The organism is Azospirillum oryzae (genome assembly GCF_900177515.1).
GTDB lineage: Bacteria > Pseudomonadota > Alphaproteobacteria > Azospirillales > Azospirillaceae > Azospirillum > Azospirillum oryzae_A.
Genome location: NZ_FXAK01000007.1, coordinates 145086 through 170965, shown reverse-complemented (window position 1 = coordinate 170965; position 25880 = coordinate 145086). Strand labels below are relative to the sequence as shown.

25 protein-coding genes and 1 pseudogene are annotated in these 25880 nt (G+C 65.1%); 11 read left to right on the top strand and 15 right to left on the bottom strand.

The window, feature by feature from the left end; genetic code table 11:
* Window positions 1–2: 2 nt before the first annotated feature.
* The 4 genes and pseudogenes from B9N97_RS13360 to tnpA (B9N97_RS37020) all read right to left on the bottom strand — a co-directional run.
* Window positions 3–1556 (bottom strand): IS66-like element ISAli15 family transposase, encoded by a 1554-nt coding sequence (locus B9N97_RS13360; protein ID WP_085087174.1) that lies wholly within the window; start codon window positions 1554–1556, stop codon window positions 3–5.
* Window positions 1557–1626: 70 nt separating this feature from the next.
* Window positions 1627–1983 carry an IS66 family insertion sequence element accessory protein TnpB gene (tnpB, locus tag B9N97_RS13355; protein WP_085087173.1) on the bottom strand — a complete coding sequence of 119 codons (357 nt, stop codon included), beginning with the start codon at window positions 1981–1983 and terminating at the stop codon, window positions 1627–1629.
* Window positions 1980–2363 (bottom strand): IS66-like element accessory protein TnpA, encoded by a 384-nt coding sequence (tnpA, locus tag B9N97_RS36735; RefSeq protein ID WP_085087171.1) that lies wholly within the window; start codon window positions 2361–2363, stop codon window positions 1980–1982. The genes tnpB and tnpA (B9N97_RS36735) overlap by 4 nt, the downstream gene beginning before the upstream one ends.
* Before the next feature lie 42 nt (window positions 2364–2405).
* Window positions 2406–2555 (bottom strand): annotated as a pseudogene (gene tnpA / locus B9N97_RS37020) (IS66 family insertion sequence element accessory protein TnpA); the annotation flags it as partial.
* A 58-nt stretch (window positions 2556–2613) separates the two neighbouring features.
* Here tnpA (B9N97_RS37020) and B9N97_RS35625 point away from each other — a divergent pair.
* The 5 genes from B9N97_RS35625 to istB all read left to right on the top strand — a co-directional run bounded on the left by B9N97_RS35625 (window position 2614) and on the right by istB (window position 6768).
* On the top strand, window positions 2614–2820 hold the full coding sequence (locus tag B9N97_RS35625) for a hypothetical protein (protein ID WP_167393299.1): 207 nt from the start codon (window positions 2614–2616) through the stop codon (window positions 2818–2820).
* 70 nt (window positions 2821–2890) lie between these two features.
* Window positions 2891–3133 carry a hypothetical protein gene (locus B9N97_RS13340; protein ID WP_085087168.1) on the top strand — a complete coding sequence of 81 codons (243 nt, stop codon included), beginning with the start codon at window positions 2891–2893 and terminating at the stop codon, window positions 3131–3133.
* A complete protein-coding gene (locus B9N97_RS13335) occupies window positions 3133–4467 on the top strand; it encodes an ATP-binding protein (protein WP_085087166.1) in 1335 nt (444 codons plus the stop codon). Before B9N97_RS13340 ends, B9N97_RS13335 begins: the two co-directional genes overlap by 1 nt.
* Window positions 4468–4529: 62 nt before the next feature.
* Window positions 4530–6050, top strand: coding sequence for an IS21 family transposase (gene istA / locus B9N97_RS13330; RefSeq protein WP_085084042.1), 1521 nt, complete (start codon window positions 4530–4532; stop codon window positions 6048–6050).
* Window positions 6037–6768, top strand: a complete 732-nt coding sequence (istB, locus tag B9N97_RS13325) for an IS21-like element helper ATPase IstB (RefSeq protein ID WP_085082852.1) — start codon at window positions 6037–6039, stop codon at window positions 6766–6768. Before istA ends, istB begins: the two co-directional genes overlap by 14 nt.
* 315 nt (window positions 6769–7083) lie before the next feature.
* On the opposite strand, the gene B9N97_RS13320 is transcribed toward istB, so the two are convergent.
* On the bottom strand, window positions 7084–8067 hold the full coding sequence (locus B9N97_RS13320) for a TniQ family protein (RefSeq protein ID WP_085087164.1): 984 nt from the start codon (window positions 8065–8067) through the stop codon (window positions 7084–7086).
* A 332-nt stretch (window positions 8068–8399) separates the two neighbouring features.
* Window positions 8400–8777 (bottom strand): helix-turn-helix domain-containing protein, encoded by a 378-nt coding sequence (locus B9N97_RS13315; protein WP_085087162.1) that lies wholly within the window; start codon window positions 8775–8777, stop codon window positions 8400–8402.
* 286 nt (window positions 8778–9063) lie between these two features.
* On the opposite strand from B9N97_RS13315, the gene B9N97_RS34975 reads away from it, so the two are divergent.
* Window positions 9064–9312, top strand: a complete 249-nt coding sequence (locus B9N97_RS34975) for a hypothetical protein (RefSeq protein WP_143266700.1) — start codon at window positions 9064–9066, stop codon at window positions 9310–9312.
* A 612-nt stretch (window positions 9313–9924) separates the two neighbouring features.
* On the opposite strand, the gene B9N97_RS13310 is transcribed toward B9N97_RS34975, so the two are convergent.
* Complete coding sequence (locus tag B9N97_RS13310; RefSeq protein WP_085087160.1) at window positions 9925–10185, bottom strand: hypothetical protein; 261 nt, start codon at window positions 10183–10185, stop codon at window positions 9925–9927.
* A gap of 153 nt (window positions 10186–10338) precedes the next feature.
* On the opposite strand from B9N97_RS13310, the gene B9N97_RS13305 reads away from it, so the two are divergent.
* Window positions 10339–10692, top strand: a complete 354-nt coding sequence (locus B9N97_RS13305; RefSeq protein ID WP_167393298.1) for a helix-turn-helix transcriptional regulator — start codon at window positions 10339–10341, stop codon at window positions 10690–10692.
* Window positions 10693–10842: 150 nt separating this feature from the next.
* Window positions 10843–11178, top strand: coding sequence for a HigA family addiction module antitoxin (locus B9N97_RS13300; RefSeq protein ID WP_085087156.1), 336 nt, complete (start codon window positions 10843–10845; stop codon window positions 11176–11178).
* Between the two features lie 377 nt (window positions 11179–11555).
* Here the strand turns inward: B9N97_RS13300 and B9N97_RS13295 are convergent, their stop codons facing one another.
* From B9N97_RS13295 to B9N97_RS13255, 8 genes are all read right to left on the bottom strand, one after another.
* Complete coding sequence (locus B9N97_RS13295) at window positions 11556–13883, bottom strand: heavy metal translocating P-type ATPase (protein WP_244560706.1); 2328 nt, start codon at window positions 13881–13883, stop codon at window positions 11556–11558.
* A gap of 239 nt (window positions 13884–14122) precedes the next feature.
* Complete coding sequence (locus B9N97_RS13290; protein ID WP_244560705.1) at window positions 14123–14584, bottom strand: c-type cytochrome; 462 nt, start codon at window positions 14582–14584, stop codon at window positions 14123–14125.
* 172 nt (window positions 14585–14756) lie between these two features.
* Window positions 14757–15149 (bottom strand): hypothetical protein, encoded by a 393-nt coding sequence (locus B9N97_RS13285; RefSeq protein ID WP_085087152.1) that lies wholly within the window; start codon window positions 15147–15149, stop codon window positions 14757–14759.
* Window positions 15150–15191: 42 nt separating this feature from the next.
* Window positions 15192–18317 (bottom strand): efflux RND transporter permease subunit, encoded by a 3126-nt coding sequence (locus B9N97_RS13280; RefSeq protein WP_085087150.1) that lies wholly within the window; start codon window positions 18315–18317, stop codon window positions 15192–15194.
* A 7-nt stretch (window positions 18318–18324) separates the two neighbouring features.
* Entirely contained in the window at window positions 18325–20049 is a 1725-nt protein-coding gene (locus B9N97_RS13275) for an HlyD family efflux transporter periplasmic adaptor subunit (protein ID WP_085087148.1), read from the bottom strand.
* Window positions 20046–21260, bottom strand: a complete 1215-nt coding sequence (locus B9N97_RS13270) for a TolC family protein (RefSeq protein ID WP_143266698.1) — start codon at window positions 21258–21260, stop codon at window positions 20046–20048. The genes B9N97_RS13275 and B9N97_RS13270 overlap by 4 nt, the downstream gene beginning before the upstream one ends.
* A gap of 188 nt (window positions 21261–21448) precedes the next feature.
* Window positions 21449–22132 carry a Spy/CpxP family protein refolding chaperone gene (locus B9N97_RS13260; protein WP_085087142.1) on the bottom strand — a complete coding sequence of 228 codons (684 nt, stop codon included), beginning with the start codon at window positions 22130–22132 and terminating at the stop codon, window positions 21449–21451.
* 154 nt (window positions 22133–22286) lie between these two features.
* The gene (locus B9N97_RS13255) at window positions 22287–22637 is read right to left on the bottom strand and encodes a hypothetical protein (protein WP_085087140.1); all 351 of its coding nucleotides are present in this window, start codon (window positions 22635–22637) and stop codon (window positions 22287–22289) included.
* Between the two features lie 390 nt (window positions 22638–23027).
* Between B9N97_RS13255 and B9N97_RS13250 the strand changes: the two genes are divergently transcribed.
* Genes B9N97_RS13250 through B9N97_RS13240 form a run of 3 tightly spaced genes read left to right on the top strand, consistent with a single transcriptional unit; the run spans window position 23028 to window position 25864 of the window.
* On the top strand, window positions 23028–23381 hold the full coding sequence (locus B9N97_RS13250) for a hypothetical protein (protein WP_085087138.1): 354 nt from the start codon (window positions 23028–23030) through the stop codon (window positions 23379–23381).
* A 39-nt stretch (window positions 23382–23420) separates the two neighbouring features.
* Window positions 23421–24155 (top strand): cupredoxin domain-containing protein, encoded by a 735-nt coding sequence (locus B9N97_RS13245; RefSeq protein WP_143266696.1) that lies wholly within the window; start codon window positions 23421–23423, stop codon window positions 24153–24155.
* 17 nt (window positions 24156–24172) lie between these two features.
* A complete protein-coding gene (locus B9N97_RS13240; protein ID WP_085087134.1) occupies window positions 24173–25864 on the top strand; it encodes a cbb3-type cytochrome c oxidase subunit I in 1692 nt (563 codons plus the stop codon).
* The last annotated feature ends 16 nt before the right edge of the window (window positions 25865–25880 follow it).

Here is a 25880-nt window from a genome sequence, read left to right as displayed (position 1 = left end):
GATCAGGCGTTGACGGCGGGCTTCCAGTTCCAGGGGAGCAGATCGGCAAGGCGTGCGGCGGGGTAGCCGTTCACCATGCGCTCCAGGATGTCGCGCAGGTAGGCGAACGGCTCGACAGCGTTGAGCTTGCAGGTCTCAACCAGCGAGGCGATCACCGCCCAGCGATGGCCGCCGCCCTCCGAGCCGGCGAAGAGGCTATTCTTCCGGCCGAGGGCTACCGGTCTGATGCAGCGCTCCACCGTGTTGGTATCCATCTCCACCCGGCCGTCATCCAGGTAGACGCACAACGCCTTCCAGCGGCCGAGCGCATAGCGGATCGCCTCGGCCAGCTTGGAGCGGCCCGGCAGGCGGGGAAGTTCGTGCTCCAGCCACGCCTTCAGCTCCGCCACCTGGGAAGCGGCCTCGGCTTGCCGAAGCTGCCGGCGCTCGTCGGCCGTGCGGCCGCGGATGCGCTCTTCGATCGCGTAGAGCCGGGCGATGCGGCGCAGCGCCTCGGCGGCGATCGGCGAACCGTTTTCGGCCAAGTCGTAGAAACGTCGACGCGCATGGCTCCAGCAGGCCGCCAGCACGACCCGGTTGCCGGCAGCCAGCCGTTCGAACCCGGCATAACCGTCCACCTGCAGCACACCGCAGAACTCCCGCAGGTGGGCGGCTGGGCGTTCGCCTTTGCGATCGCTGGTGTAGGCATAAATCACCGCCGGCGGGTCCAGCCCCTGCCAGGGCCGGTCATCGCGGGCATAGGCCCACAGCCGTCCGGTCTTCACCCGGCCGGTTCCCGGCGCCAGCGTCGGCATCGGCGTGTCGTCGGCGAACAGCTTGGCCGAGGCGAACAGGGCCTTGGCCAACTCCTCATGCAGCGCCTCCAGCCACCAACAGGCTTGCCCCGCCCAGCCCGCCAGAACCGAGCGGTCAACAGGGAAGCCATTGCGGGCCAGGATCTGCGCCTGGCGGTAGAAGGGCAGATGATCGCAGTAGCGGCTGGTGATGACGTGCGCCAGCATCGCCGGCGTCGCCATGCCCTTGGCGATCGGCTTCTCCGGGGCCGGCGCCTGATGCAGCGTGCCACAGCCGCGGCAGGCGTATTTGGGCCGGCGGATGCGCAGCACCCGCAGCTGGGCCGGCACGTAGTCGATCATCCGGGCCACCGTCTCGCCGGCCTCATGCAAAGCCCCGCCGCAGCAGGGGCAAACCCCGGCGCCGGACTCCAGCCCGGGCGGCTCGAGCGTGAGATCGTGATGCGGCAGATCATCGGGCAAGTCGCGGCCACGGCTGGGTGGTTCCGCAGGGGCCGACGGTTTCAGTTCAGGGGCTGCGAGTTTGGCCTCGACCCGGGCGATGTCCGCCTCCAGCTCCTCCAACCCGAGATCGAGCTGATCAGGATCGAACCGTTCGGAGCGGCGCCCGAAGACGGTGCGCTGCATCTGCCGAAGCTGCTGACGCAGAGCCTCCAGCTCCGCCAGATCGGCTTTCTGGCGCTCCACGACCTCGGCCAAATCGCGCACCATCTGCTGCAGCAGGGCCGGATCAGCGGGCAGGTTGTCGAGGTCGAAGCGCATGGCCGATTGTACCTTGGATCACGGCCCCAAGCCAGCCAAGCCTGTGGTTTTCCTTCACCTTTTCTCCCATTCATCCCGCTGCGGTCGGCCGCAACACCGGCACGGTGTGACGCCAGTCCAGCCCCTCCAGAAGCAGGGACAGTTCCGCCGGCGTCAGTACCACTGTGCCGCCCGGCGTCCGCGTTGTTGGCCAAACGAAACGGCCACGCTCCAGCCTCTTGGCGAACAGGCACAGGCCGTTCTGATCGGCGTAGAGAATTTTCACGCGTCCAGCCCCTTTCCCTCGGAAGATGTAGAGGTGGCCGCAGAACGGATCCTTGCCCAGCGCCTGCTGCACCAGCAGGGCCAGTCCGTCGAAGCCGCGGCGCATGTCGCAGGGCTCCAGCGCCAGGTAAATGCGCACACCGGCCGGGATCGACAGCATCATGACCGCTCCAGCACGCTGATCACCCGGCGCAGTGCTTCGGCATCGACATCCCGACCGACCCGCAGCCGCCGTCCGCCGGCCAACTCGATCTCGATCATGCTGGCACCGCATGGAGTTGGCGGCGTGAGGGGAAGAGCGGACGTGGTGTCTGCCATCTCCACCGGCGCGAAGATGGGCGTCGGCTCGGCCGGAGTGAGCATCTGGCGGCGCCAGCGGAACAGCAGGCTGGGATCGACCCCGCGCCGGCGGGCGATCAGCGACACGCTCACGCCCGGCTCGCAGGTTTCCGCCACCAGCTGCTCTTTCTCCGCCTGCGACCAATACCGCCGGCGGGGTGCCGCCTCGACGATCTCCATCACCAAGGGAGCGCTCGCCGTCATAGGGACAGCACCAGGACTATCCCTATGACGGCGAGCGCTCACCTCCTCCGCAGCGGCAAAGCGGCGCGACCACCGGCCCAGAGCCCAGCGTCCAATTCCATGGGCTTCAGCATAGGCTTTCAGTGTCAGCCCGCCGCCCTTCCAGGCCTCGACATGACCGCGCCAATAGCTCTCCAGATCCTGACCCAACATCCTCTTACCCCGCTGAGCTGCGACCAGCGGAATATTTCATGGACCATGATCACGTCGGATGTGTCGTCACACAACGCTTACCGAAGAAGCGCCCGGCGGCCGGGTGTGGTGGCACCACGCGTCGACCCAGACCTATCTGGCGGGACGGTGGCTGTTGGGCCTGCTGAAGGCCGGCTGTCCAGTCCCCACGGTGATCAATCTGTTCACCCGCGAGGTCGATGGGCAGCGCCACCTGGTCCCGTCGCTGCGGGAGCTTATAGCCTAGGATAAGCTTCTTATATCAGCACCTTCCCAGGTGGCATATACTCCAGATTACTAGCTACAGAGGTGCATTCATGCCTGACGTTGAGTTTAACAAGAACAAGCCTTTCAAGGATAATCTCGCTCTCTTCTATACGACCCTCTCCGTCGTTGATGAAAAGTTTAGTGTGATTCTGAAATCCCGCTTGGAAGAAATGCTCCCGCTGCGTGAGGGTAATGAGCGCACAAAGAGCAGGGTCAAATTCAACACTGTCATCAGCGCCGAGTTGGCAACGCCGGAGGGCGTAACGGACAACGCCTCGGCGGAGGTGGCGTGATGGCCCGATACTTCCTCTCTGAGCTCAAGATCGAAGGTTTCCGCGGCATCAACAACCATGGCGCACCGCTCAGCCTAAGCTTCAAGAAAGATAGGGTCAATTCGATCTACGCAACGAATGGTCGCGGAAAGAGCTCCATTTATGAAGCTCTCTGCTACGCCATACGCGGTGCGGTGCCCAAGTTCTCCAAAATGCAGGCGTCAGACTGCGCGAACGACTACTATGCTAATATATTTCACCCAAACAAGACTGCGCGTATAGAAATCACATTTGAGCCTGACGACGGTGGCGAATCAGTATGTGTAGTTGTCACACGGGAGCCGTCAGGGAAGAGAACTGTTAATAGCCCTACTGGGCACCTCGATCCAGCGAAGTTTCTTGAAAGCTTCAATGAAGAGTTCACGCTTCTTGATTACGCAACTTTTGTTAACTTTATTGAAAATTCGGCGCTGGAACGAGGCCGATCCTACTCATCACTTATTGGATTGGAGCGATATTCAGAATATCGCCAAGCGCTTCAAGCAATTTCTGATACTCGCAACTTCAACGCAGACTTCGGAGTAGCGGCGCGGAACCAGAAGATCGCCGACGCTAAAAACGCTGCGTTGATTGCCCTAGGCCAATGCGCCTCATCTTACGAAAAGGTTCTGGGTAGTCCATACGATGATAAGGGTGATAGAGAGCTTTCTAAAAAAAGTATAAAGAAAAAGCTTCAAGAGTCTGCCATCCTCTCAACTCAGGTGGCGGGGAAGGCTCTAGAGGATCTGGATTTTGGCGCGCTTCGGGAGACTGTTAGAAAGGCAGAAGGAGGGCCGCTCCGCGACGAATTATCAACTCTTACGCGTGATATTTCGCGATTCAAAGGGTATGAGAGCCTACTAAATTCTCCGGCTCCGGAGTCGCTGGTCAGTATTCTTAGCGCCCGTGATGCAGCTTTGGCTAAGACAGAAGGAGCGCTCCTTAAGGCTGTTTTTGAATCCGTGGATGCTGTTCTAAAGTCACCGGATTGGCAGGATGCATCAAAGTGCCCTGCGTGCGACTCCAATGTTGGCCCAAGCTTGGTTCCTACAATTTCGGGGAAGCTTGCATCCTACACGGAGGTAAACTTGCTTCAAGACAAGGCTGCTACCGTTTGGCAGTCTGACTACTGGCAGGCGCTCAAGAAAGTAGAAGAAGACCCGGCATCTGGCATTGCTGTCGCTGACAGGCTGTTTGCAAGCCTGGACGCTACAATTGGGAACGGACGGGGCACGACGGAGACGGCGAAATCTGCCGAAGCCTGTGCATCGGCCTGCAACACTGGGCCAGTTTCAGGGGTGATCGGCGTCCAATAACCAGCCACCCCTGATCTGGCAGACTACCACCCTGGGTTTGGACGACAGGGTGGCGGACAGGGATGTTGACGGTGGAGACGATCGCACGGATACGACGCGAGCACGCGAAGGGGAAAAGCATCCGGGCCATTGCCCGGTCGCTGAAGGTGTCGCGGGAGACGGTGACGAAATACCTGCGCTCGGGCGAGACGGCGCCGCGCTACGAGCGCCAGCACCAGCCGCTTCCGAAGTTGTCCGGGTTCCAGGAGGAGCTGGAACGGCTGATCACGGAGAACGAGCGGCGGCCAGCCCGCGACCGGCTCGACTACCTGGGGCTCTTCGGACGGCTGAAGGATGCCGGGTTCCAGGGCGGCTACGACACGGTGCGGCGCTACATCAAGCGCTTCAAGCAGCGCCAGCCGCCGAGTGGGCCGGTGAACGCCTACGTTCCGCTCACCTTTGCCCCGGCCGAGGCGTACCAGTTCGACTGGGCGGAAGAGTGGATCATCCTGGACGGCGTGACGACCAAGGTGCAGGTGGCCCATGCCCGCCTGTGCCACAGCCGCATGCCGTTTGTGGCGGTCTACCCGCGCCAGACCCAGGAGATGGTGTTCGACGCCCACGCCCGTGCCGCGGCCTTCTACGGCGGCCTGTGCGAGCGCGGCATCTACGACAACATGAAGACGGCGGTGGACGCCGTATTTGTCGGCAAAGAGCGCCGCTTCAACCGCCGCTTCGCCCAGATGTGCTCGCATTACCTGGTCGAGCCGGTGGCCTGCACCCCGGCTTCGGGCTGGGAAAAGGGCCAGGTCGAGAACCAGGTCGGCACCTTGCGCCAGCGGCTGTTCACGCCGCGGCTGCGGGCCAAGACGCTGGAAGAGGTGAACGAACGCCTGCACGACGAGGTGATCGTCTGGGCCCAACAGACGCCGCATCCAGAGGATAGGAGCCGGACGGTGTGGGAGGTGTTCCAGGCGGAGCGGCCGGCGCTGATCACCGTGAGCGATCCTTTCGACGGCTTCCACGAGGCCACGCTCAGCGTCTCGAAAACCTGCCTGATCCACTTTGACCGCAACCGCTACAGCGTGGCCGCGATCGCCGCCGGCAAGCCGGTGCAGGTCCGCGCCTACGCGACACGGATCGTGGTGTGGTTCAACGGCGCGATCGTCGCCGAGCACCCACGAGCTTTCGGGCACGGCCACACGCGGTACAATCCGCTGCACTACCTGCCGGTTCTCGTCCGCAAGCCGGGGGCGCTGCGCAACGGGGCGCCGTTCCGGGACTGGGATTTGCCGCCAGCCCTGGCGACGGTGCGGACCCGCCTGGGCCGCGGCGACGACGCTGACCGGCAGTTCGTTGGCGTGCTCGCCGCCATCCTCACCGATGGCCTGGAGGCGGTGGAGGTCGCCTGCCGCGAGGCACTGGCGAGCGGTACGCACAGCCGGGACGTGATCCTGAACATCCTCGCCCGGCGCCACGACGTCACACCGGCACCGGCCATGGCGGTGCCGACGGCGTTGACGCTGTCCATCGAGCCGGCCGCCGACTGCGGGCGCTACGACCGCCTGCGCGCGGTGCGGGAGGGCTGCCATGGAACGGCATGAGCTGATGGCGCTGATGGCCGAGCTCAGCTTGGCCGGCATGCGTGCCGCCTACGACGAGGTGATGAGCGACGGGCTGAAGCGGCAGCGCACCGTCCAGCAGATCCTGGGCGATCTGCTGGCGGCGGAGCGGGCGGAGAAGCAGGCGCGCTCGATCCGTTACCAGCTCGGCGCCGCCAAGCTGCCCCTGGCCAAGACGCTGGCCGAGTTCGACTTCACCGCCAGTCCCCTCAACGAGGGGCTGGTGCGCGACCTGCACGATGGCGGCTTTCTGGAAACCCAGCGCAACGCCGTGTTCATCGGGGGAACCGGGACCGGCAAGACGCACATGTGCATCGCCATTACGGCCAACTGCGTGCGCCGCGGCGCCCGTGCCCGGTTCTTCAACGTCATCGACCTGGTGAACCGGCTGGAGGCCGAAGCCCGGATCGGGCAGGCGGGCAAGCTCGCTGACCAGTTGACCCGCGTTGATCTCGTGGTGCTGGACGAACTCGGCTACCTGCCGTTCTCACAGAGTGGCGGCCAACTGCTGTTCCACGCGCTCAGCCAGTTGTACTCGCGGACCTCGGTGTTGATCACCACCAACTTGAGCTTCGCTGAATGGCCAACGGTGTTCGCTGGCGACGCCAAGATGACCACCGCTTTGCTCGACCGGCTGACGCATCACTGCGACATCCTGGAAACCGGCAACGAGAGCTGGCGGTTCAAGAACCGCTCCTGATCCAAAGCCCTCCCCCCGTCCGTTGCCCAGGGGGGCCCACAGGCCCCTCCCACACGCGCCGCTGCGTCAGCCATGAGGGCACTCCGCGGCGCGCGCGGGACCCTCCCGTGGACTCCCTGGACAACAGGTTCTGCAACCGCAAGCGTGGCTGGAAATTGCAAGCCGATGCCGGCTGGAAATTGGAAGCCGGTTGACACGAACCGTCATCTCTACGCTAATATCCCTGTCAATATTCCCAATTCTTTACCCGGATAAACGAAAGGGAATTTCTTCAGTGTGGCACAGGTCTGAAGTAGATCAATACACAAAATAATATTACACGAAATTAGGGAAGTGACGCTTGACGATCACATCACCCCATTTCTTACACCATATTTTTTCATTTCCATCAACATTTATTGCAACTCCCTTCATTTTATCTATAAAACTTACGCATAAAAAAAGTCTAAACGTCAAATATTTTTCATCTTCTCTATTGCGGAAATACAATAGCGCCTCAACAACTCTTTCGACATGTTCATAAAAACCATCCGGCCAATTCATTATTATTCCCATAGAATGAATCAGGCAATCTTCGTAATATTTATAAATGCTTCCATAGATGATTTTCCTACTTCTTACTTGTATAAGTGGAGCCATATATAGATCAACAATTAGATCTAGAAAATTTTCCAAAGACAATGCTCGCAACTTATCAGCTATTTTTGTGTTTTCATCCTCTTTTTTATGCCAAAGAAGGAAAGAAATGTGTTTTGAGCAGAAAATTAAGTTCTCATGAGAATTACTCTTGAAGCAGTCGTCATACTCAAAGGCACCACATTCACACATGTATGTTGCTTGGCTCCATGACAGAGACCTACCGCATTCTGGACATTGATCAATTATATGAGTTCCATGAATTGGGCAGGCAATCCAGGCTCCAATATCCCATACAGACTGAAATATTGGATTCTCATAAAAACATATTGTGCATATCTTCTGTGAAGATAATTTGAAGTGCTTCCTTCTTATCTCAAATCCGTAGAAATTGGTGATCCGGTCGTTTTTATCCCGAGGTATGTAGCCGCAGCCCTTTATGGTTTCGTAATCACACCCCGTGATACAATGCACTTGGTACAGTATATCTTCATAATACGTTTCCTCTTTCGATGATAAGTTATTTTTGAACATCCACTGCAGGCTATCGAACCCATTAGCAATACTAAGCCGCCGAAGATAACCAACCACGCTTTCACCAGGAACCAGATCGCTCCGGATGACAAGACGGTTGGGGATCGCAAAATTGTTGCGGATTGCCATTCTTCCGCTCCCACCTGTTTCGCCTGTTTATCCTTGAAGCGCCAATTTGAACCGCACCGAAATTTCAGTGTCTCTAGCTAGTCATCAGACTGGTTCATCTGAGATACAGACGGGACGTGCGGTACTGTCCAGTATCGGCAGAGCATAGGCTGTGTCTTCGATCATGTGGCTGTACAGGGGACGATGATGCCACCATCGCAGTTAGAAGTGGACAAACCAGATGTCTATAGTAGAATAAACCAGACATAGAATTTCGTTCTGTATAGGTAACAGTCTGTCTGGTGCATACCACCAGCAGACGTCCATTCCGCTCCAGTTCAGAACAGCCAGTATCAGCGCACCAGCAGGTCCAGCGGGACACGCAGCGCAGAGGCAATCTTAGCCAACGTGTCAAGGCTGCCGGGCTGGCAAGCACTCCCGATCTCCGACAGGCACGATGGCGCGACGCCGGCCGCTTCTGCGAGCCCGCGCGCAGTGAGGCTCCGGTACTCGCGGAAAACAGTGGCAGAATGGACACCGTCTAGGAGCCGCTCAGCGAGTTCAAAGGGGAATGCCTCCGTCTCGCCAACAGCCAGACGACTCTTCACCACGTCGGCGTCAGCCAGATCCCGGGCGTCGACGACCAACTCAGCCAAGGCCTCATAGTCGGTCCGGCTCAGCGTCACAGTGTCCGCTGTTTCGGCAATTGGCGTAATGGGCAGGACGTTCATGGGGATACCTTATCGTAACTCACAACCTTCAGCATCGTGATCAGCAACGCATCGCCACCGATCGGGTGAATGGCTCCTCAGTCCCCGTATCGGCCGCGCTCCCGCCCGTTACCGAACGCTTTTGACTTTGCTATTGCCAAAGCGCCTGATCGCAGCACAGTCAGACGCTTTGGCAAGATACAAGGTTACTTCCTTTACTCAACCAGCCAGCGTAGCATCCAGCATACCGTCGATGTTGCCAGACGCAGCATTTAGGTGCGGAGTGACCGGTGCAGCGGTGTACATCATGCATGATTCAGATCGCCGAGAGGATCTTCGGGCAGTCATTGATCTCTTGCCATTGGGCAAGCGCCAGAAAGCTCTCGCCGTGGAAAGCATCGACAGCATGTCAGCGGACGAGAAGGATGACATGCTCGCACTTTATGAACAAGTGGTCAGCCAACTGCCGGCGGCCCTGGAAGCGGCTAAACGAATACGGGGCATCATTCCAGCGACTCAAACAGAAAGTGCTTCGCCGTTCGACTCCGAGCAGTGACATATCCCTCTCTGTTCGCCGACACTGTGAATGGGCAACGAGGCCGTTTGGCGGTGGAATTCACGGAGACCACCACAGCTTTCGGTCCAGATGGTGACCGTCACGGCGCAGACGATCGCAGTGAACGTCGGTGATGTGGCAGCGGCGGGATCGGCAGAAGAAGGTAACGGTCGCGGAAGCGGGGCTGGAACCGGGTGAGCCGGTGGCCCCGAATGCGCCGGCCAATGCCTGGGCTGGGCGAGCCGCAGAGAAGAATGGGACGGCGTTGCACCTGGACCAAGTCCAGTATGCGCCTGAGGCAACCGCGCGGTTGGCGGCCAGATAGTCTGACGACGAACCGGTTCGCCGGAAGCGCTGGGATGGTCGCTGACGCAGCGGTGCGCATTCCGATCAACCGCAGGTACTCTGGCAAGGATAAGCCGTGCCGCCGGGCGTGCGGGAGCCAGCGATCGCGCTCGGTGGGAGTGGGCTTGATCGTTGCCAAACGGTGGATGACCGGGCGCGTGGGCGATCGGGGCATTCGTGCTGTCCCTTGAAACTGAGGCCCAACGGTAACGCCGCCCACCAAGAGCGTCGTCTTAGTATCGGAGCTACGGTCCCGGCGGCAGCGCCTCACTCTACCGCACGGACGGTTGCGAGCAAGCTTTCCGGGGCGCCGAGGTCCGATAGTTTTCTTGCCCATGCCATTTGGACCTCACGCCACTCACGTTCACCTGTGCCGTCCGTCTGAGTGAGCAGGCGCCAGTTGTATTTGAGCCCGACCCGCTGCAGGAGTTGTCCAACCTCATACCCGTCCCAAGCCTGCCGGTCGCTGCCCTTCAGCCACGCCAGCGTCTGATCCCATGCCGCCAGGAACTCTTCCGTCACAATCATACCGATCCGAGCCTCCTCTATACGGGCAAGCGGGATCGTCCGGCGAGTGACGCACGCAGGAGCCGCTTACCCGATCTTATTTTACGGGTGACGGAGATAAGCCGAAAAATGAGCCTATGGTCAAGTGCTGTGCCCGAAAGGACAGTTCGGGTTATGGTGCGAGACCTGAAGCAACTTCTTGGCGCGCGGCTACGGGCCCGCCGCTTAGCCCTCAATCTGACCCAGGAGCAGGTTGCCGAAGCTATCGCACGCACCGTCGAGACAGTGTCGAACCTTGAACGTGGCAGAGCCTTTCCGGGCCTCGATACGTTGGAGCAATTGGGCCGAGTGCTCGACCTGCCGCTCGGTAGCTTGTTCGAGGAGGTGGGCACGACGGCGGTGTCGTCCCGGCGCGTGGAGCTGCGCGCCCAGCTACTCGCCCTCGCCGATGGACTCGCCGACGCCGACCTGGAAATAGCGGTCCGACAGGTGGAGGCTTTAGCGCAGGGGAGGCCGCGGCGGCCGTGAGGCTCCGCTTTGACTTCTCCTTGACGCTTTCGCCGCCGCACGTATGTAGAACGACACGTCCCGTCTGGCGCAGTCGTCGGGTAAATGGTGCATAACGGTCATCTTCGACGGGACCGATGTCACCGCTTTGGACTTGGAGGTTTCTTACTGATGGCTGCGCTTCGCCAAAACCGCCGTCCCACCATGCCCGGAGTAATCCTCAAGGCCCACTACATGGAACCGCGTCGCATCAGCGTGACTGCCATGGCGGATGCGTTGGGTTTGAGCCGGAAGTACGTCAGCCAGATCGTAAACGGCCACAAAAGGCTCGATCCGACCACTGCGGCCCGTTTGGCAATCGTACTTGGAACCAAGCCGCGCTTCTGGATGAACCTCCAAGCCGCCGTCGATGAATGGGACGCCTTGATGGAAATCGCTGACTGGACGCCTGGTGCGACTTTCGCGCCGCCGCCAGCCAGCAGCGACTCGGCTGCACCAGCGGCGTAGAAGCGTCCGCCAAAGGCGCGCCAACGGCGCCGGCTAGCAGCAGGATCGTCGGCGTTCCATCCGGTCCGACACTGCGATAGTAGAGTTGTGCGAAAAGCGCCGACACGCGCGACCTGCGGGACTGGGCTAAGCCCCGCGGGGTCGCGTGGAACGGCGCCAGTGGCTGGATGTTCACCTCGCTTATCAAACTTTGCGCAAAAGCCTGTGCGATTTCTCATCCTTTGCTTAATGCTCTATCAGATTCTGTTTAACTGCGGCACATAACGCATTGATCTCATTGTGCAGACTTTCTCATTTTTTGTGACATGGACCAAAAGCTCCGCCCTTTTCGTTTGCAGCCGCGGCTTCGTCATCCCTCGGAGGAAGCTGGAGTGTTCCTACAGGCTCGTCATGCGCAAACGCAGCGCATTGCCGATGACCGACACCGAACTCAGCGCCATGGCGGCGGCCGCGATGATCGGGCTCAGCGTCCAGCCGAACAGCGGATAGAAGACTCCGGCCGCCACCGGCACCCCGAGCGCGTTGTAGACGAAGGCGAGGAACAGGTTCTGGCGGATATTGCCCATGGTGGCACGGCTCAGCAGCCGGGCGCGGGCGATGCCGGCGAGGTCGCCCTTCACCAGCGTCACGCCGGCGCTCTGGATCGCCACCTCGGTCCCGGTGCCCATGGCGACCCCGACGTCCGCTTCGGCGAGTGCGGGGGCATCGTTGACGCCGTCGCCCGCCATGGCGACCACGCGGCCCTCCGCCTTCAGCTTCCGCACGATCTGATGCTTCTGGTCGGGCAGGACCTCGGCCTCGACCTCGTCGATGCCGAGGCGCCGCGCCACCGCCTCCGCGGTGGTCCGGTTGTCGCCGGTCAGCATGACGATGCGCACGCCATCGGCGCGCAGCGTCTCCAGTGCATGCGGCGTGCTCGCCTTGATCGGGTCGGCCACCGCGATCACACCGCCGGGGCGGCCGTCCACCGCGGCGAACAGCGCCGTCGCCCCCTCCCGCCGCAGCTCGTCGGCGCGTGCATCCAGGTCGCCCGCCTCGAGGTTGTCCAGGACCACGCCCCGGTCCCGCATCATCGCCGCATTGCCGAGCAGCACCACCCGGCCGCCAACCCTCCCGACCACCCCCTTGCCGGTCACCGAGCCAAAGTCGGCGACCTCCTGCAACGGCAGCCCCCGCTCCCTGGCGGACGCGACGATGGCAGCGGCCAGGGGATGTTCGCTCGACCGCTCCAGACTGGCTGCCAGGGATAGAAGCTCCGCCTCGTCGATACCGGCCGCCGGGACGACCGCGGTCACCCGTGGCTTTCCCTCGGTCAGCGTGCCGGTCTTGTCCACCACCAGCGTGTCGACCTTCTCGAAACGCTCCAGGCTCGCGGCGTCCTTGATCAGCACACCGGCCGTCGCCCCCTTTCCCACCCCGACCATGATCGACATCGGCGTCGCCAGCCCCAGCGCACAGGGGCACGCGATGATGAGCACCGAGACCGCGGCGATCAGCGCGTAGGCGAAGGCGGGGTCCGGTCCCCAGAGCATCCAGCCGGCGAAGGCGAGAAGGGCAGCCAGGATGACCGCCGGGACGAAGTAGCCGGACACCACATCGGCCATCCGCTGGATGGGGGCGCGAGAGCGCTGGGCTTCGGCCACCATGGTCACGATGCGCGACAGCATGGTGTCGGAGCCGACCTTCTCGGCCCGCATCACCAAGGCGCCCGTCTGGTTCACGGTACCGCCGATCACCTTGGCGCCGGGCTCCTTCTCCACCGGCATGCTCTCGCCGGTGACCATCGACTCGTCCACGGCGCTGCGACCCTCGAGTACCTCGCCGTCGACCGGCACCCCGTCGCCGGGGCGGACGCGCAGCCGGTCGCCGACCCGGACCTGGTCGAGGGGAACCTCCTCGTCCTCGCCGCTCTCCTCGATACGGCGGGCCGTCTTGGGCGCCAGGTTCAGCAGCGCCCGAATGGCGCCGCCGGTCTGTTCGCGGGCGCGCAGTTCCAGCACCTGGCCGAGCAGCACCAGCACGGTGATGACGGCGGCGGCCTCGTAGTAGACGGCCACCACCCCGTCCATGCCCCGGAAACTCGCCGGGAAGAGACCGGGCAGGAAGGTCGCGGCCAAGCTGAAGAGGTAGGCAACGCCGACCCCCAGCGCGATCAGGCTGAACATGTTCAGGCTGTGCCGCCGGAACGATTGCCAGCCGCGCTCCAGCAGCGGCCAGCCCGCCCACAGCACGACCGGCGTCGCCAGGAGAAACTGAATCCAGATGGAGAGGCGCGGCGGCACCAGGTCATGCAGCCCAAGGGCCGGAATGTGGCTGCCCATCTCCAGGACCAGCAGCGGCACGCTGAGCACCAGGCCGATCCAGAAGCGCCGGGTCATGTCGACGAGTTCCGGGTTCGGCCCTTCTTCGAGGCTGGCACCCACCGGTTCCAGGGCCATGCCGCAGATCGGGCAGTTGCCTGGTCCCTCCTGCCGGATTTCCGGGTGCATCGGGCAGGTGTAGATGACACCCTTCTGGGGCGAGGCCTGCCCGGCCCGCTTCGGCGCCGCGGGCTTGGCTTCCGGCTTCAGGTATTGCTCCGGAGCGGCGACGAACTTGTCATGGCAGCGCGCCGAGCAGAAGTGGAAGCTGTGCCCATCATGCTCCGCATGGTGCGCGGTCCGCTCCGGGTCGACCATCATGCCGCAGACAGGGTCTTTGACCATCCTATGGTCGTCGGGTCCTGCGTGATGATGATGACCATGATGGTCATGTCCGTGCTGATGCCCATGGCCATGATGCAGGTCGTTCATGTTCGCGTCTCCCTTCGCAGGCCCGGCGTCGACGCTCCGGCATTGCGCGGCGCCGTCCGGATTCGAGGTGTGGCGGCGGCTGTGGACCCCATGCTCCGCCTTCCAGTGACCGGAAGGTCAATCCCGCTGTGCAGGCTGACGACTTCCTCTCCTCAGTTCTTCGACCGCTCGCTCATCGCGGTGTGGCGGCGACGGATTTCCTCCGGCCAGGAGCTTTTGATGAAGGCCAGAACGGCCCATATGTCGGCGTCGCTCAAGCTGTTGCCGAACGCCGGCATGTCGCTGCTGTAGCCGGGCGGAGCGAACGCGGCGATGCCTTGTTTGGTGATCTTGAAGAGATCCGCGTCCGGGTGGTGCCACGTATGGCCGGAAGCGTCATGAGGGGGCGCCGGCAGACGGCCGTCGGGCTTGCGGCTCTGCCAGTTCGGCTGACCCTCGAGCCGAACCCCGTGGCACGACGCGCACTGCTCGGCGTACACCACCCTCCCTCGGGCGACCTGCGCGGCATCGGTCGGGTCGGCGCCCGCCGTCGGACCGACGAGCATGACCGCGCCAGCCACCGCGACTGCAGCGGCCAGAGTCAAGCCGATGCCGGCCTTCAACGCCTTTTTCACGGCCGCTTCCCCCGATGCGTCATGACTGGAACGGCTTCCAGGCGTTGCCCTGGGCGTTGACCTGGGATCAGCGAGGCCGCCGCCGGCGTGGCGAGTTTCTTCTTGGCGCTCATCGCGCGTCTCCTCGTTCGGGGTGGCATGAGGCGGTGATCCTCATGCCACCCTTGGGGTCTCAGTGGCCGGCGTGGCCCACCTCAAAGCGGGCCTGAACCGGCTTCTGGCCGGGCATGGTCAGGGCGGTGACCACCTTCACGCTGTCGTGGGACTCGCCCAGCTTGGCCTTTCCCTTGAGCGCATTGGCGCCTGCCGGCTCCAGCGTGACCTTCTGGGTCTGCTTGTTGGCCAGGATGGTGGCCTCGGCCTTGGCGCCGGTCACGTCGACCGGCTTGTCCGCGCCGTCGGTCACGTACAGGACGACGTCGTTGCCCTGGAGCACGAGCTCGGCATGGTACGGGCCGGCGTCGGTGCGGGGGCCGCCATGGGTGCCGGTCTTGGCGCCGTCGGCAAAGGCCGGGACCGGGGCGGCGACCAGGGCGGCGGCGACGAGGAGGGTCGAGAACTTCACGATAGGCTTTCCTTCTGGATTGGAAACGGGTGAACGGGTGGATCAGTAGGCCTCGGCCGGACGCAGCGAGCCGGCTTGGGCATCGACCAGATGCCTGAGCGGCTTCCCGCCGAGCCTGAGGAAGAGGACGGGGGTCAGGACCGTGTCGAGCAGGGTGGCGCTGACCAGGCCGCCGAAGATGGTGACGGCGACCGGGTGGAGGATCTCCTTGCCCGGGGCGTCGGCGCCGATCATCAGCGGCACCAGGGCAACGCCGGCCGACAGGGCCGTCATCAGCACCGGGGTCAGCCGCTCCTGGCTGCCGCGGATCACCATGGCCTTGCCGAAGCTCTCGCCCTCGTGCAGGACCAGGTTGATGTAATGGCTGACCTTCAGGATGCCGTTGCGCGTGCTGATGCCGGTCAGGGTGATGAAACCGATCATCGAGGCGACCGACAGCGGCTGTCCGGCGATCCACAGCGCCGCGACGCTGCCGATCAGGGCCAGCGGCACGTTGCCCATGATGATCAGCGTCAGCACCGCGGAGCGGTAGCGGCTGTAGAGCACCAGGAAGATCATCGCCAGCGACACCATCGACAGCGCCGCGATGGTCTTGGACGCTTCCTCCTGCGCCTGGAAGGTGCCCTCCAGGCTGGTGAAGTAGCCGGGCGGCAGCGAAGAGCGGCCGACCACCTCACGGATGCCCGCGACGATCTGCGCCATGTCCGTCTTGCCGTCGCTGTTGCCGAGGATGACGATGCGGCGCTTGCCGTTCTCCCGCAGGATCTGGTTCGGACCGTCGGTCTCCTCGACACTGGCGAACAGGCTGAGCGGCACCCGCCCCGCCGGGGTCTCGACCAGCAGGTTGGCCAAGCCGCTGGTGGTGCGGTCCTCGTCGGAGAGCCGCAGCACGACGTCGAAGCGCCGCGTGCCGTCGACGATCTCCGACACCACCCGCCCGTTGGACAGGCTCTCCAGCGCCTCCGTCGCCATCGCCGGGGTGACGCCGTAGAGGGAAGCCCGCTCATAGTCGATCACGACCTGCACCTGCGGGATGCGGACCTGCTTCTCGATCTGCAGGTCGACCAGCCCGGGGATCGCCGTCAGCGTCTGCTGCAGTTGCCCGGCGAGGCTGCGCAGGGTGTCCAGATCCTCGCCATAGACCTTCAGGGCGATCTGGGCGCGGACGCCGGACAGCATATGGTCGAGCCGGTGCGAGATCGGCTGGCCGATGTTGACCGACACCGGCAGGGCAGCCAGCCGTGCCCGCACGTCGGCCAACACCGCGGAACGGCTGCGCGCGGACGGCATCAGGTCGACGTCGATCTCGCTGGAATGGACGCCTTCCGCGTGCTCGTCGAGTTCGGCACGGCCGGTGCGGCGGCCGACCGACGCCACCTCCGGCACCTGCATGATCAGCTTCTCGGCGGCGAGACCGACGCGGTTCGACTCGGCCAGCGAGATGCCGGGGTTCAGCACCATGGAGATCGTCAGCGTGCCCTCGTTGAAGGGCGGCAGGAAGGCGCGTGGCAGGCTCGGCACCGTGGCCGCGGCGATCACCACGGCGGAGCCTACGACGGCGAAGAGGGTGCCCGGATTGGCAAACGCCCAACCGAGCAGCCGTGCGTTGCCGGCTTTCAGCCGCCGCACCAGCCAGCTGTCATGCTCGTCGAGCCGCTTCAGCTTGGGCAGCAGGTAGTAGGACAGTACCGGGGTGACGGTGATGGCGGTGACCAGGCTGGCGAGGATCGAGACGATGTAGGCCACGCCCAGCGGCGCGAACAGCCGTCCCTCGATGCCGGACAGGGCGAACAGCGGGACGAACACCAGGATGATGATGATCGTGGCGTAGACGATGCCGGAGCGCACCTCCTGCGAGGCCGCCGCCACCACCTCCAGGATCGGCCGCGGGTTGCCGGCCCGCCGGTTCTCGCCGAGGCGGCGGTAGATGTTCTCCACATCGACGACGGCATCGTCGACCAGTTCGCCGATGGCGATGGCGAGGCCGCCCAGCGTCATGGTGTTGATCGACATGCCGAACGCCTTGAACACCAGCACGGTGATCAGGATCGAGATCGGAATGGCGGTCAGCGAGATCAGCGTCGTGCGGACGTTCAGCAGGAACAGGAACAGGATGACGGCGACCACCACCACCGCCTCCTGCAGCACCGTCATGACGTTGTGGATCGAGGTGTCGATGAAGTTGGCCTGCTTGAACAGGATCTCGTTCGCCTTCACCCCCTTCGGCAGGAACTGCGCCAGATCGGCCAGGGCCTTCTCGACATCGGCCGTCAGCGTCGTCGTGTCACTGCCCGGCTGTTTCTGCACGGACAGGATGACGGCCGGCTTGCCGTCGACGCCGGCGTCACCGCGCTTCACACGGGCGGCGAAGTCGACGTCGGCCACCTGGCGCAGATGGATGGGCTGGCCGGCCTTGTAGGCAACCACCAGATTGCGCAGGTCCTCCAGCCGGGTCGTCCGGCCGATGTTGCGGATCAGGTACTCCTCGCTGTGCTGGTCGATGAACCCGCCGCCGGTATTCGCCGAGAACTGTTGAAGCGCTTTCACCAGTTCATCGGTGGTGATCTCCAGGTCGTGCAGGCGCGCCGGGTCGGGGGCGATACGGTACTGGCGGATTTCCCCGCCGATCGGGATGACCTGACTGACGCCGGGGATGGCGAGCAAACGGGGACGGACCACCCAATCGGCGAGTTCGCGGACATCCATCGGCCCGACGCCGGTTCCCGGCTCGGCGGACATGGCGAGCAGCATGATCTCGCCCATGATCGAGGAGATCGGCCCCATCTGCGGCCGGACGTTCGGGGGCAGCTGGCCCTGGACGATGGCCAGACGCTCGGCGACCTGCTGGCGGTTGCGGTAGATGTCGGTGCCCCAGTCGAACTCGACGAAGACGATGGACAGGCCGACACCGGAAACCGAGCGCACGCGGGTGATGCCCGGCATGCCGTTCATCGAGGTCTCGATCGGGAAGGTGACCAGCTGCTCGACCTCCTCGGGCGCCAGTCCCTCGGCCTCGGTCATCAGCGTGACCGTGGGCTTGTTGAGATCGGGGAAGACGTCGACCGGCAGACCCTTGAGGACGAAGGAGCCGTAGACGACCAGCAGCACGGCGGCTGCCAGCACGAACAGGCGGTTGCGCAGGCTGGTGTTGACGAGGACGTTGAACATGGCCGCCTCACCGGACCTGGTTCAGCAGGCCGGCGCCATCGGTCACGATGCGCGCCTCCGGCTCGATGCCCGCCAGGACCAGCACCGTGCCGCCGTCGACCGGCTGGGTGCGCACGGGCCGGGCGACGAAGCGCTGCGGCGACTCGTGCTGCCAGACGATCGGCTGACCGCCGGCGCCGCGCACCACGCTGTGGCGCGGCAGGACGATGCCCGATGCGGTGCCCTGCACCTGGGCGACGAGCCGGACCGGCTGGCCGACGCCGAGCCCAGCCGGCGGATTGCCGATCCGGAAGAGCAGCGGGATCGCCTGCTGGCGCAAAGCCACGCTGGAACCGAGGAGTTCCAACGACAGGTGGGTGCCGTCGGCGGTCGTCGCCGTGGCCGCCTTGATGGCGTTCGCCACCCGGGGATCGAAGGCGACCGCCTCGACCATCAGCCGCGACGGATCGACGATCTCGAACAGGACCTGATCGCGGCCCTCGATGACCTGACCGGCTTTGACGTTGTTGGCGGTGACGACCCCAGCGATGGGAGCGCGCAAGGCTTCCTTTGTGGTCAGGGTTGGCGACAGGGCGGCACGGCGCTTGCGCAGGCCGTTGAGGTTGGCCTCCGCTTCCTCGATGTCCCGTTGCGGCACGCTGCCTTCCAGCTTCCGCAGGCGCTGCACCCGCGACTCGGCGATGACGAGCTCCTGCTCGACCGTGGCGATCTGCTGCTGGATGCCGCTGCGGTCGACCACGTTCACGGCCGGCGTGATGGTGGCCAGGATTTGCCCGGCCTCGACACGCTGACCGACATAGGGCAACCCCTTCTCGCCCGGTTCGATGCGGCCGCTCTGGGTCGCCTGGACGTGACCGCCGCCGTTCGGATCGGCGATGATCTGGCCGATCAGCTGGACTGTCTGCGCCGCCTGCTGCGTCTTGGCGACCGTGGTGCGCACCGACAGCAGGCGCTGTGACGTCTTGGGCACGTACAGGCTGCCGTCCGGCAGCCTGCGCGGGCTCTCCGCCGCGCCGGTCACCGCCATCGGCGCCGCCGCTGCTCCTGGAGTCTTGTCCTTCGCCTCATCGGCATGGCTGTGATCCTCGCCGCCATGGGCGAAAGCGGCGCCGCTGGCCAGCAACAGGCCGAGGCCGAGCAGGGCCGCTCCGGCGACCGTGCGCGCCCGGCCCCGCTGGGTCAGCGCCACCGTGGTCAGCACGCCGAGCAGGAAGAGCATGACGGCCCCCAGCATCAGGCCAGGATCATGCCGCACCTGACCGAGCATGGCCGACACGCCGCGCCCGCCATTGGGCTCGACGGGCTGGACGGTCGCCGGGATCTCCAGCGTGCCGATCAGCAGGTCGGCGGCGTCGGCCGCCGTCACCGACACGGTCAACTCGTGCGGACCCGGCTTCGACACCCACGCGGCGTCGAGGCGGTAGACGCCCTCCTCCCCGGAAACGGGGGAGGCGGTCACGGCTTCCCCATCGGCGGTGACCTCGACGGTCGCGCCGGTCACCGGCTCGTTGGTGGTGAAGCGGTCCAGGTAGACCAGCAGGCCTTTGCCCTGGACGACCGCCACCAGTTCGAAGTCCGACGAGGACGTCTCCATCGTCGGTGTGGCGGTGGCGACGACCGGCTTGGGAGCGTCGCCGTGCTCATGGCCTTCATGAGCCAGCGTCGGAAGGGCGACCGGCGCGGCAAGGCTCGCGGCGATCGAGGCCGCGGCGAGAAGGCGTCGGTGGATCATGGAAGAACTCCGAGAGACTGGTTCAAACGGGCGCGCGCGGCGCCGACCTGGATTTCGGCAGTGGCACGGGCGAGGTCGGCTTCGAAAGCCGCCTCCTGGGCCCGCACGAACTCGACGAGGCTGATCTCGCCGCCTTTTCTCGCCCGCTCGACGATGGACAGGCGCCCCTTGAGCGCGGCGGCGCGGTCGCGGGCGATGGAAAGGCGTTCGGTGGCGGCCTGATGGGCCAGGCGGGCCTGCCGGATTTCGGTCTCGATGGTGCGCTCCGCGTTCGCCTGCTCGGCTTCGCTGCGGACCACCTCGGTGGCTGCCTCGGCGCGCTTGGGGGCATTGACCGCGTCCACCGAGAACGGGATGCGCACCGACAGGCCGAGGATGGTGTCGAAGCGCTCCCCACGACCATCCCGCTCCTTGCGGGCCAGAACGCCGACCTCCGGGCTATCGCGGGTGGTGAGATCGACCAGCTGCCTCTGCGCCTGGGCCGACCGGACGCCCAGGCGAGCCGCCTGAAGCACCGGGTGCCGGTCGAGCGGCTGCTCGCCGATCAGCGGCTCGGGCGTGGCTTTCGGGACCGTGGCGCCGGTCAGCGTGCGGAACGCCTGCCGGGCCTCCTCCAGGGTCAACTCCTCGTCCCGGACCTCCGCGGCCACGGCGAGGGCCTCCCCGCGCGCCAGCTGGTGGTCGGCCTCGGAGGTTTCCCCGGCTTTGGAGCTGCGCTTCGTGTCGGCCTCAAGACGGCGCGCCACCGCGAGGCGCTGACGGGCGAGTTCGACACGCCGCTCAAGGAGCGCGATCTGCCACAGTGCCGTCCGGACCTCTCCGGCGACGGCCAGTTGGCGCGCCGCGATCTCCGCGTCGGTGCGCGCCAGCAGCGCGTCGGCGGCGCGGACGGTCGCCGTGCCCTGGCCGGGCAGCCAGAGCGGGACGCCGACTTCGGCCTCATACTCGCGCCGCCCGACATTGCGGCCCACCACATCGGTGATGTGCCGCAGGGTGACGGCCGGAGCGGACGGCACCAGCGACTCCCCGGCGCCGCGTTGGGCCACCGCTTGCCCCCGCTTGGCCTCCAGCGACCGGATCTCAGGATTGAGCCGCCACGCCCCCTCCACGGCATCGCGCAGGGTCTGCGCCCCGGCCGGAAGTGCCAGCAGGCAGACGGCAACTGCCGCCGCCGCCGCCTGCGTCATACGCTTGGAGCCGAACTCACGCACCAAACGACCCTCCTACCTTGGGGCGGTTCGGCCCATGTCCGGCAGGCTGCGGGACCCATCCCGGCGTGACGGCGGCATACCGCTCGTAGGCGATGCCGAAGACGCGGAGGGCAGCACTCTCCTGGAGGTTGAAAATGACCGGCATCCACAGTCCGTATCCCGGGGCCTCGTGCGTCATGGCCGCCTCCTCACATCATGCCCATCGGGCCGGCGAACAGCTGGTCGGCGACCTTCTTCTGGTCGTCGCTCAGCGCGGCGTAGAGCGGCTTGGCGGCGGCCTCGAGCGCTTTGGCGGCGTCGAGCCGGGTCGCCAGGACCTTCTGCTGAGCGGCCAGCCGCTCCGGCCACGCGGACGGCAGGCCGCCCTTGGTCATCTGCTCGTGCATGGCCTGATGGGCCTTGGCGTTCGACCGCAGGGTGTCGGCGAAGGCATTCCACTGCGGCGCCTGGGCATCGGTGATCCTGAGCTCCGCCTTCAGGAAGGCGATGCGGCCCTCGACGTGCTCGAACGGCAGGCCCATGGCGCCCATGGCGCCCATGCCACCCTGCTGACCCATCATCATCTGGCGCATCATGGGCATCATCTGCTCCATCATGCCCGGCCCCATCATGCTGGATTGGCCACTCTGCTGGCCCATCATGCCGCCCATCATCATGCCGGGCCGGTTCGCGCTGGGCGGACCTCCCTGGGCTTGGGTACCGGGCTGCACCGGGGCCACAGTGGGCTGGTCCTGGGTGGTGGTGGCGCCGTTCGGGTGGTGGACCTGGTGGTCCTGACCCTGGTCCGGAGTGGTGGCGGTCTGGGCCTGGGCAGCCGACATCATGGCGACGAGCGCAAAGGCCGGGAGCAGTGTGCGGGTGAAAGACGACATGGCGTCCTCCGTCTGATCATCTGGTTCGAGCCATCCCGGCCGGACTCCATGCGGGAGCGCCGGGGACACAAAGGCCGCGCGCACGACATCCGGCGACGTCCTTCGCTGAGCCGAAGCTCAAGCTGGGCGCGGACAGACTCGTGGCGTCAGAGGATCAGAGAGGGGGACGGAGTGCCGGGTCGCTGCCGATGCCTTCGGGCGTGGCCAGGGCAAGCAGATGGTCTGCCCGGTCGAGGGCCGGAATGAAGGCCGCAATGGCATCGGCGGGGAGGCCGCCATGCATGGTCGCGCATTGGGCGACGCTGCAGCAGGCATCGTCGCCGAGCACACCAAGATCCTTGCAGGGGTCCTGCTTGTGCTCATGGTCTGCCACGCCAGCGACACCATCGTCGTGCGTGTCGACCAAGCCGTGCTCATGAGGCGCCGGCGAATGCTGGTGAGGCAGCAGACTGGCGTGGCTCGGCACGGCATAGACGAGCAGCGTGGCCAGCATCAGCAGGCTCACCACCACCCTCCTCACCGTCGACCACGTCCCACGCCACATGGCGATTGCCTTCCTTGTCCGAGATCGGACGGCACCTTAGCTGTGCCCACCGGCCCCTCTGCCAAAGGTAATACCATTCCCTTGTCCCTGCAACAGCACGATCGTCTCGACGACCGCCCCTGTCAGGGTCCCGGAAAAGTGCGGCGGAAGGTCACTCCGCTTCCATCACCAATCCAGGCAGTAAAGCAAGCATCAACCCTCCAGCGGTGGGAGGGTCAATACGAAAAACGCGCGACGTCAACGGCAGTCGATCGACGATGCCGGTTGACGGACATCAATGCCCGCACACATGCGGGAGACTATGGTTGTGCCGGCCCGGACGGATCCGGGTCGTTCAAAGCGACGGCTGGCATGAAGCGGTTGGGCCACATCTTCGCCATTCTGGCGTTCGGCTTCGCGCTCCTGATGGGCGCGGCGGGCGGAGCCATGGCGAATGTGGGGGCGCATGTGGACATGCCGGCCGGCTCGATGGGCCATCACGGCTCCCATCACGCCCCGCCGCCCTCTGCACCATCCCAGAGCGATCACCACAAGGCCGCCCTCGCCGTCGCGGCGACCTGCTGCCCGGCGGCCGAGGCTCCGGCGCGGCACAGCCTCAGCATCCCGGTGACCATGGTCGAAACGTCCTGGCACCCGCAGGCCGGCTTCGTCCCGAGCGCCCGGGACATCACGCCGGACACGCCCCCTCCGAAGACCAGCCTCTGATCGGCCGCGCGCCCTGACGCCTGTGTCGGACGCCCGGCCATGCGCCGCCTGACCGGCGGCGTGCGCGAGCGATTCCGACCACGCGATCAGAGGACTCTCATCATGTCCGAGAGGCATGTCACGACCCGTCGCGGCTTCATCGCCGCGTTGGGCTTCAGCGCCGTCTCCCTGTACGGCGCCTGGGCAGCCTATGGCGCTGCCCCGCTTCCCTTCGGCGGCCGCAAGGACGCGTCCCCAAAAGCCGACGCACACGGCAGCCACGATGGGCATGGCACCGCGGAGATCCCCGCAGAAACAGGCGGCCACGGCGCGGCCGCGGGCATGGCGCCCGAGGAGTTCCGCTTCGAGCATGACTTCTTCGTCCAGAAATACGCGCAGAAGGATGGCAGCGTGAATCCACACGCCGATGCGGACGCCCATGGCGGCGACGCACACGGCGGCCATGGTCATGCCGATGCCGGCCACGGCCACGGTGCGGAGATGGCGTCCGTCGAGCCGGTCGACGTCTATCTGATGGCACAGAAATTCGCCTACAGCCCGGACGTCCTCCGGCTCAAGGCAGGCGTGCCGTACCGGTTCCGCATGATGGCGGACGACATCACGCATGGCGCGTCGATCCAGTTGGGGGCTGCCAGCCGCATCATCCGCCTGCGGCCGAACGTCGTGACCGAGCAGACGATCACCTTCACCAAGCCGGGCGAGCACCTCGTGTACTGCACCGTCTATTGCGGCCAGGCGCATGACGCCATGCACGGCCGCATCGTCGTCGGCTGAGCCGGGGAGACTCCACCATGGACAGTATTTCGACCTCCGTCGCCCCGGTGGGATCGCGCTCGCGCCTCACGGCTCGGGTCGCCGCACTGCCGGGTACCGACAAAGCCCTCCTCACGCTGCTGTTCGGCGCCGCTCTGCTGGCGCTCGTGCTCGGCCTGTTTGGCGGCTTCGTGACCGCGCTCGCCCGCGCCGGGGCGCTCACCTTCTTCCCGGATGACGCCTACCGCCTCCTGACCCTGCACGGCGTGTCCGTGTTCTTCTACTGGCTCTACCTGATCCAGGCAGCGCTGCTGCTGGTGCTGGCGGCGGCGGAGAATGGCCGTGGCCTCGCCCTGCGCCCGCTGGCGTGGCTCGGCGCCGCACTGATGCTGGCGGGCTTCGGCGTCAGCGAGTGGATCTCCGCCACCGGCACGCCGCTGCTCTATGACGGCAGCCCCGAGCTTGCCGCCGACGACCCGCGCTCCGTCGGGGTCTTCGCGCTCGGCTACCTGCTGCTGTCTGCCGGCCTCACGGCGTCCGCCCTCAGCGGCATCGCCACCGTGCTCCAGCCCCGGCTGCGCGGTGAGGCCAGCGAGTTCACCTCCATCGGCTTCGCCCTGTTCGCCTGGGCCGGCTTCCTGGTGGTCAGCGCCATCGCAGCCACCAACGCCTTTCTTCCCGGCCTGCTGTGGGCGCTCGGCACGGGACCGTTCCCGGCCGACCACGGCACCGAATGGCACATCCTGTTCCACAACCTGCATTACCTGCCGCTGATGGCCACCGTGCTGGTGTGGTACGTGCTGAGCGAGCACCTGACCGGGGTGACGTCCATCCACGGCGCCCGCCTGTCGAAGATCGTCTTTGCCGCCTATCTGGTCTTCGTTCCGCCGACCAGCCTCTACCACATGTTCCTGGAGCCGAACCTGTCGGAGAGCGTCCGGGTCGTCGGCTCGCTGCTGTCGCTGTTCGTCTCCGTGCCGACCCTGGCGGCCTTTGCAATCATCGCCTCCTCGCTGGAGGCGAGCGCCCGGGCGCGTGGCGCCACCGGCTTCTTCGGCTGGATGCGGGGCCTGCCCTGGCGCAACCCGGCGATGGCGAACATGGGGTGGGCGGTGGTGAACATGATGCTCGGCATCACCTTCGCCTTCGTCCTGATCCAGGAGAAGCTGGCGCCGATGTTGTCGGACACCTTCTTCGTGCCCGGCTATTTCCACTTCTTCGCGGTCGGCGTGCTGACCCAGACCTTCCTGGCGGCACTGATGGTGATCCTGCCGGCGCTTGGCGGAGGCAGCCTGTGGCGCCCGGAGTTGCTGCGGCGCATGCCGGCCATCGTGACCATCGGCCTGCTGATCTTCGGCGCGGCGGGCATCACCGCCGGAGTCATGGGCGTGCCCCGCCGGGCTTTCGACGTCAGCTATGGCGGCATGGCCCCGGCCGCATGGCCGGTGCTGATGGCCCTGGTCGGCGTCGGCGCCACCGTCTTCGCCATCGCCCTCTCGGTCAGCGTCTACGGCGTCGTCCGCACCCTGCTGTCGCTGCGCCCGTCCCTCCAACAGGCGCCGGTGGTCGACTGGCGGACCGGGTCGCGCGGCGTCGGCGCCGCCCCGGCCTGGACCGGGCCGCTGTCGGTCGCGGCGCTGGTCGCCGCCATGTACGTCTTCACCATCGTCGCGTTCCAGCTGATCCAGTCGCTGCCGATCATCGCCATCGGCGGCGGGCACGGCCATTGAGCGCAGGAGACCCGCC